The sequence below is a fragment of the Streptomyces sp. W16 genome (assembly GCF_033194735.1).
GTDB lineage: Bacteria > Actinomycetota > Actinomycetes > Streptomycetales > Streptomycetaceae > Streptomyces.
Map to the genome: position 1 here is coordinate 1 of NZ_JAWOAI010000656.1, position 4,659 is coordinate 4,659.

4 protein-coding genes are annotated in these 4,659 nt (G+C 71.2%); all 4 read right to left on the reverse strand.

Annotated features, from left to right (window positions below):
- Positions 1-406, reverse strand: a 406-nt coding sequence (locus tag R6V09_RS46320; RefSeq protein WP_317887486.1) for a thiamine pyrophosphate-binding protein, incomplete at its 3' end; no start/stop codon positions are given.
- Positions 407-508: 102 nt separating this feature from the next.
- Complete coding sequence (locus tag R6V09_RS46325) at positions 509-2,686, reverse strand: 3-hydroxyacyl-CoA dehydrogenase NAD-binding domain-containing protein (RefSeq protein WP_317887487.1); 2,178 nt, start codon at positions 2,684-2,686, stop codon at positions 509-511.
- A gap of 99 nt (positions 2,687-2,785) precedes the next feature.
- Positions 2,786-4,000 (reverse strand): acetyl-CoA C-acetyltransferase, encoded by a 1,215-nt coding sequence (locus R6V09_RS46330; protein WP_317887488.1) that lies wholly within the window; start codon positions 3,998-4,000, stop codon positions 2,786-2,788.
- Positions 4,001-4,011: 11 nt separating this feature from the next.
- Positions 4,012-4,659, reverse strand: a 648-nt coding sequence (locus R6V09_RS46335; RefSeq protein WP_317887489.1) for a CoA transferase, incomplete at its 5' end; no start/stop codon positions are given.

The window sequence follows — 4,659 nt, forward strand, 5'->3', positions numbered from 1 at the left end:
GGGCGTGCTGGATGTCGTAGGTCGCCTTCACCGCGGGCCGCGCGAGGCCGACCAGGTCGCCGGAGAGCATGGGGTCCTGCTGGAGGTGCCGGCGGTCCTGCTGGCCGGCCGTGACGACGAGCGGGGTGCGGGAGCGGCGGGCGTTGAGGAGGCCGATGAGGCCGTTGGCGAGTCCTGCGGCGATGTGCAGGCTGACGAAGGCGGGGCGGCCGGTGCCGCGCGCGTAGCCGTCGGCCATGGAGACGACGGCGCCCTCGTGGATGCCGAGGACGTACTCGGGGGCGTCCTCGGTCTCCGACAGGGCGGCCAGGAAGGGGAGTTCGGTGGTGCCGGGGTTGCCGAAGACCCGGTCCACGCCCTCGCCGCGCAGGATGTCGAGGAGGGCGAGGGCGGGACGGTGACCCATGGGGGCTCCTCGTGGGGGACGGGACGACCGGTGACCGGTTCGCAGGTCAGCGTCGGGGCCCCGTCCTCCGAGGGCAAGCGCGGCGTGTCGCTCAGCGATACGTCAGCGCGCGTCGGCGAACCGCTCCCCCTTCTGGGCCTTCTCCACGAGCAGCGCGGGCGGCGTGAACCGCTCCCCGTAGCGCTCGGCGAGCGCACGCGCGCGTGCCACGAAGCCGGGCAATCCGCCCTCGTAGCCGTTGATGTACTGGAGGACACCGCCGGTCCAGCCGGGGAAGCCGATCCCGAAGATGGACCCGATGTTGGCGTCGGCGACGGACGTCAGCACGCCTTCCTCAAGGAGCTTGACCGTGTCGAGCGCCTCGGAGAACAGCATGCGTTCCTGCATGTCTTCGAAGGGGATCTCGGCGCCCTCGCGGGTGAAGTGCTCGCGCAGGCCCGGCCACAGCCCGGCGCGCTTGCCGTCGTCGCCGTACTCGTAGAAGCCCGCGCCGCCGCTGCGCCCGGTGCGGCCGAACTCGTCGACCATGCGGTCGATGACGGCCTCGGCGGGGTGCGCGGGCCAGGTGCCGCCCGCTTCCTCCACGGCCCGCTTGGACTCGTTGCGGATCTTGCGCGGGAGCGTGAGCGTCAACTCGTCCATCAGGGAGAGGACCTTGGCCGGGTAGCCCGCCTGCGCCGCCGCCTGTTCGATCGACGCGGGCTCGATGCCCTCGCCGACCATCGCGACCCCCTCGTTGATGAACTGCCCGATCACCCGCGAGGTGAAGAAGCCGCGCGAGTCGTTGACGACGATCGGCGTCTTCTTGATCTGCCGGACCAGGTCGAAGGCGCGCGCGAGCGCCTCGTCGCCGGTCCGCTCGCCCTTGATGATCTCGACGAGGGGCATCTTGTCGACCGGCGAGAAGAAGTGCAGCCCGATGAAGTCGGCCTGGCGCTCGACCCCTTCGGCGAGGGCGGTGATGGGGAGGGTGGAGGTGTTGGAGCAGAGCAGCGCGTCCGGCTCGACGATGTGCTGGATCTCCTGGAACACCTTGTGCTTGAGCGAGGTGTCCTCGAAGACGGCCTCGATCACCGCGTCGCAGCCCGCGAGTTGCTGCGGGTCGGCGGTGGCGGTGATGCGGGCGAGCAGCGCGTCCGCCTTCTCCTGGGTCGTACGACCGCGGGAGACGGCCTTTGCGCAGAGCTTCTCGGAGTAGGCCTTGCCCTTGGCCGCCGCCTCCGCGGTCACGTCCTTCAGGACGACGTCGATGCCCGCGCGGGCGCACGAGTAGGCGATGCCCGCGCCCATCATCCCGGCGCCGAGGACGGCGACCTTGCTGACCGGGCGGGATTCGATGCCCTTGGGGCGGTTGGCGCCGGAGTTGACGGCCTGGAGGTCGAAGAAGAACGCCTGGATCATGTTCTTCGAGGTCTGACCGGCCGCCAACTCCACGAAGTAGCGGGCCTCGATGAGCTGCGCGGTCTCGAAGTCGACCTGGGCGCCCTCGACGGCGGCGGCGAGGATGTTGCGCGGGGCCGGGTAGGGCGCGCCGTTGGTCTGCTTGCGCAGGGAGGCCGGGAAGGCGGGCAGGTTGGCCGCGAACTTCGGGTTGGCCGGTGTGCCGCCCGGGATGCGGTAGCCGGGCTTGTCCCAGGGCTGCTGCGACTGGGGGTTGGCGTCGATGAAGGCGCGGGCCTTGGCGATCAACTCGTCGGGCGTGGCCGCCACTTCGTGGACGAGGCCGTTCTCCTGGGCACGGCGCGGGCTGTACTGGGTGCCCTGAAGCAGCACCTTCAGCAGCGCGTCGGTGATGCCGAGCAGCCGGACCGTGCGGACGACTCCGCCGCCTCCGGGGAGCAGGCCGAGGGTGACCTCCGGGCAGCCGATCTTCGAGCCGGGCGCGTCGAGGGCGATGCGGTGGTGGCAGGCGAGGGCGAGTTCGTAACCGCCGCCCAGGGCCGCGCCGTTGAGCGCGGCGACGACCGGCTTGCCGAGGGTCTCGATGCGGCGCAGGTTGCGCTTGATGGCGAGGCCGCCGTCGAGCAACTCCTGCGCGGTGTCCGGGGTTACGCGGATGAGGTCGCGCAGATCGCCGCCCGCGAAGAAGGTCTTCTTGGCGGACGTGACGATGATGCCGCGGATGGAGTCCTGCTCGGCCTCCAGGCGCTCGGTGATCGCCGCGAGGGAGTCGCGGAAGGCCGCGTTCATGGTGTTCGCGGACTGGTCGGGGTCGTCGAGGACGAGGGTGACGACGCCGGTGTCGTCCTGTTCCCAGCGGATGGTGGTGCTCTCGGTCATGAGGGGGTTCTCCGTAGAAGTCTCTGGTCGCCGCGGAAGCCTCGGGTGGCCGCGGAAATCCCTGCCCGCAGCAGCGATCTCCGGTGGCCGCCGGGGTCCTCAGAGGCGCTCGACGATCGTCGCGATGCCCATGCCGCCGCCGACGCACAGCGTGGCGAGGCCGTAGCGCTTGTCCTGGCGCTCCAGTTCGTCGATGAGCGTGCCGAGGATGATCGCGCCGGTGGCGCCGAGCGGGTGGCCGAGCGCGATGGCGCCGCCGTTGACGTTGACCTTGTCCAGGGACAGGCCCATGTCCCGCACGAAGCGCAGGACGACCGCGGCGAAGGCCTCGTTGATCTCGACGAGGTCGATGTCGTCGATGGTCAGCCCGGCCTTGGCGAGGGCCTTACGGGTGGCCGGGGCGGGCCCGGTGAGCATGATGGTCGGCTCGGAGCCGGAGACGGCCGCGGAGACGATCCGCGCGCGCGGGGTGAGGCCGTAGCGGTCGCCGACCTCCTTCGAGCCGATGGCGACGAGCGAGGCGCCGTCGACGATGCCGGAGGAGTTGCCCGCGTGGTGGACGTGGTCGATCATCTCGACCCAGTGGTACTTCTGCAGGGCCACGGCGTCGAAGCCGCCGAGTTCGCCGATGTCCGCGAAGGACGGCTTCAGCCGGGCGAGGGAGTCGGCGGTGGTGCCGGGGCGCAGGTGCTCGTCTTGGTCGAGGACGACGAGCCCGCTGCGGTCACGGACGGGGACGACGGACCGCTCGAAGCGGCCCTCCTTCCACGCGGTGGCCGCCCGCTCCTGCGAGAGCGCCGCGTACTCGTCCACATCGCGCCGCGAGAATCCCTCGATCGTGGCGATCAGGTCGGCGCCGATGCCCTGGGGCACGAAGTTGACGGCGAGGTTCGTCATCGGGTCGTTGAACCAGGCGCCGCCGTCCGAGGCCATCGGCACCCGCGACATCGACTCGACGCCACCGGCGAGGACGAGGTCCTCCCAGCCCGAACGCACCTTGGCGGCGGCCATGTTGACGGCCTCCAGACCCGAGGCACAGAAGCGGTTCTCCTGTACGCCGGCCACCGTGTCCGGCAGTCCTGCGGCCACGGCGGCGATCCGGGCGATGTCGGAGCCCTGGTCGCCGACCGGGCCGACGACGCCGAGCACGATGTCGTCGATCGCGGCCGGATCCAGGTCCGGGAAGCGGTCGCGGATCTCGTGGATGAGTCCGACGACCAGGTCGATGGGCTTCGTGCCGTGCAGGGATCCGTTCGCCTTGCCGCGCCCGCGCGGGGTGCGGATCGCGTCGTAGACATACGCTTCGGTGCTCACTGCCAAGCCTTTCACTGAGGGTTTTCGAGGACGCGTCGAGATGTTCCCCGACCTGAGTCCTCAACGACGTCGGCAAGCCGGGGGACGTCCCAGTCACGGGCCACGTCCGTGGTGTCGGCGCCCGGCAGGGCGGGCCCGCCGCGCACCGAGGTGGGCGTTTCGGAGAACCGGGGTGCGGGCGCGGGCTGGGTGATCCCGCCGTGCTCGGTGAAGGTGCCGCGCGCGGCGAGGTGCGGGTGATGCGGGGCCTCGCGCAGCGAGAGCACGGGCGCCACGCACGCGTCCGTACCCTCGAAGACGACGCTCCACTGGTCTCTCGTACGACTCCGGAAGCGGGCCGCGACCGCCTCGCGCAGCTCGCCCCAACGGGTCCAGTCCCGGCGGGCGTCGGCGAAGTCCGCGAGGCCGAGCAGGTCCACGAACTCGTCGTAGAACTGCGGCTCCAGGGCGCCCACCGCCATGTGCTTGCCGTCGGCCGTTTCGTAGGTGCCGTAGTACGGGCAGCCGCCGTCGAGGAGGTTGGCGGCGCGCCGGTCCTGCCAGCCGCCGGCGGCGAGCATGCCGTGGATCATCGCGGAGAGGTGGGCGGTGCCGTCGACGATGGCGGCGTCGACGACCTGGCCGGTGCCGGTCACGCGCGCGTGGTGCAGCGCGGCGAG